Raw genomic sequence first — 2,784 nt, forward strand, 5'->3', positions numbered from 1 at the left:
CCTGCTCAACCGCCAGTTTAACCCCGAGCAGATCAACCAATCATGGGTTGCTGACATCACTTATATTCGCACTCGAAGCGGCTGGCTGTACTTGGCGGCTGTCATGGATTTGTATTCACGCAAGATCGTAGGCTGGTCCATGGCTCCGCATATGCGCGCAGAGTTGGTGTGCAGTGCTATGCAACTAGCCATCACACAGAGACAGCCTAAACCGGGTCTGATCGCGCACTCAGATCGGGGCAGCCAGTATGCAGGCGCTACTTACCAAGCCATGCTGACACGACATGGCTTGCGCTGCAGCATGAGCCGCAAGGGCAACTGCTGGGACAACGCAGTCATGGAACGTTTCTTCTTGAACCTGAAGATGGAGCGTGTTTGGAGGAAGGACTATGCCAATCATGATGAAGCAATCAGGGACGTCACGGATTACATTGTGCGGTTCTACAATGAACGACGAATGCATTCATCGTTAGACTATTTGCCGCCCAATCAGTACGAGCGGCAAACAGCCTGAAAACACCGATTGAGGTGTCCGGAAAAAGTTGACCACCTCACTAATAGATATGTGGCTGATACACCGCTATCGGGGGCAAGCCCCCTCCCACATTTGAGCCAGGATCGACACAAAATCCTGGTCGGCTCTGTGGCCGCCATCGGGAGCAAGCCCCCTCCCACATTTGAATGCATTCACACATCACCCTGTGGGAGGGGGGTTGCCCCCGATGAGGCCCTGGCAGACAACAAAAAACCCGCGCCTGTCACCAGAGCGCGGGTTTCCCGGAACAAGCAGCAATCAACGCTCGAGCAAAATCCGCAGCATGCGTCGCAACGGCTCGGCCGCGCCCCACAACAGCTGGTCGCCAACGGTGAACGCGCCGAGGAACTGGCTGCCCATGTTCAGCTTGCGCAGACGGCCCACCGGTACATTCAGGGTGCCGGTGACCTTGGTCGGGCTCAGCTCCTGCATGCTGATATCGCGGTTGTTCGGCACCAGCTTGACCCAAGGGTTGTGCTGGCTGATCAGCCCTTCGATATCGGCGATCGGCACGTCTTTGTTCAGTTTGATGGTCAGCGCCTGGCTGTGGCAACGCATGGCACCGATACGTACGCAGATGCCGTCCACCGGGATCGGGTTCTTGAAGCGACCGAGAATCTTGTTGGTCTCGGCCTGGGCCTTCCACTCTTCGCGGCTCTGGCCGTTCGGCAGTTCCTTGTCGATCCACGGGATCAGGCTACCGGCCAATGGCACGCCGAAGTTTTCGGTCGGATAAGCTTCGCTGCGCATGGCGTCGGCCACGCGACGATCAATATCCAGGATCGCGCTGGCCGGGTCGGCCAGTTGATCAGCAACCGCGGCATGGGTCGCGCCCATCTGCTTGATCAGCTCACGCATGTTCTGCGCACCGGCGCCGGACGCCGCCTGATAGGTCATGGCGCTCATCCACTCGACCAGGCCGGCCTCGAACAAGCCGCCCAGGCCCATCAGCATCAGGCTGACGGTGCAGTTGCCGCCCACATAGTTGCGGGTGCCGGCGTCCAGCTGCTGGTCGATGACCTTGCGGTTGACCGGGTCGAGGATGATCACGGCATCGTCCTGCATGCGCAGGCTCGATGCGGCGTCGATCCAGTAGCCCTGCCAGCCGGCTTCGCGCAGCTTGGGGAAGACTTCGCTGGTGTAGTCGCCGCCCTGGCAGGTCAGAATCACATCGAGGGTCTTGAGCTCTTCAATGCTGTAGGCATCCTTGAGCGGCGCAATATCCTTGCCCACGGACGGCCCTTGGCCACCCACGTTCGACGTGGTGAAAAACACCGGCTCAATAAGATCGAAATCCTGCTCTTCCAGCATCCGCTGCATGAGCACGGAACCGACCATACCGCGCCAACCGATCAGACCTACACGTTTCATCGCAACTACACCTTGTTAAAAAGTGGGCCGCCTTGCAGCGACAACTGCAAGCGGGCCCGAGAGATTACAGATTCCGCAGCGCGGCGACTACAGCATCGCCCATTTCTTGCGTACCCACGCGGGTGCAGCCCTGCGACCAGATGTCGCCGGTGCGCAGGCCCTGGTCCAGCACCAGGCTTACGGCCTTCTCGATCGCGTCGGCCGCATCGCTCAGGTTGAAGCTGTAACGCAGCATCATCGACACCGACAAAATGGTCGCCAACGGGTTGGCAATGCCCTGGCCTGCGATGTCCGGTGCAGAACCGTGGCACGGCTCGTACATGCCCTTGTTGTTTGTGTCCAGGGAGGCCGACGGCAGCATGCCGATGGAACCGGTGAGCATCGACGCCTGGTCGGACAGGATGTCGCCGAACAGGTTGTCGGTGACGATCACGTCGAACTGCTTGGGCGCACGCACCAGTTGCATGGCGGCGTTGTCGACGTACATGTGGCTGAGCTCGACGTCCGGGTAGTCCTTGGCGACTTCTTCGACGATCTCACGCCACAGTTGGCTGGAAGCCAGTACGTTGGCCTTGTCCACCGAGCAGACCTTCTTGCTGCGCACACGGGCCATGTCGAAACCGACACGGGCGATGCGGCGGATTTCGCTCTCGCTGTACGGCAGGGTGTCGTAGGCCTGACGCTCGCCATTTTCCAGCTCGCGCACGCCGCGCGGCGAACCGAAATAGATACCGCCGGTCAGCTCACGCACGATCAGGATATCCAGGCCCGCCACCACTTCCGGCTTGAGGCTGGAGGCGTCGGCCAGTTGCGGATAGAGGATGGCCGGGCGCAGGTTGCCGAACAGGCCCAGTTGCGCCCGGATTTTCAGCAGGCCG

The 2,784-nt window shown here is 60.2% G+C and carries 3 protein-coding genes; 1 reads left to right on the forward strand and 2 read right to left on the reverse strand.

All coding sequences use genetic code 11. The annotated features are described in order from the left end of the window. Window positions 1-514, forward strand: a 514-nt coding sequence (locus tag BFP90_RS04515) for an IS3 family transposase (protein ID WP_065895938.1), incomplete at its 5' end; no start/stop codon positions are given. Between the two features lie 279 nt (window positions 515-793). On the opposite strand, the gene asd is transcribed toward BFP90_RS04515, so the two are convergent. Continuing rightward, window positions 794-1,906, reverse strand: coding sequence for an aspartate-semialdehyde dehydrogenase (gene asd, locus BFP90_RS04520; RefSeq protein ID WP_057721535.1), 1,113 nt, complete (start codon window positions 1,904-1,906; stop codon window positions 794-796). Window positions 1,907-1,970: 64 nt separating this feature from the next. Continuing rightward, window positions 1,971-2,784 (reverse strand): 3-isopropylmalate dehydrogenase (gene leuB, locus BFP90_RS04525; protein WP_065896076.1); only part of this gene is annotated, 814 nt, incomplete at its 5' end.

Source organism: Pseudomonas sp. 24 E 13 (assembly GCF_900004715.1).
GTDB classification, from domain to species: domain Bacteria; phylum Pseudomonadota; class Gammaproteobacteria; order Pseudomonadales; family Pseudomonadaceae; genus Aquipseudomonas; species Aquipseudomonas orientalis_A.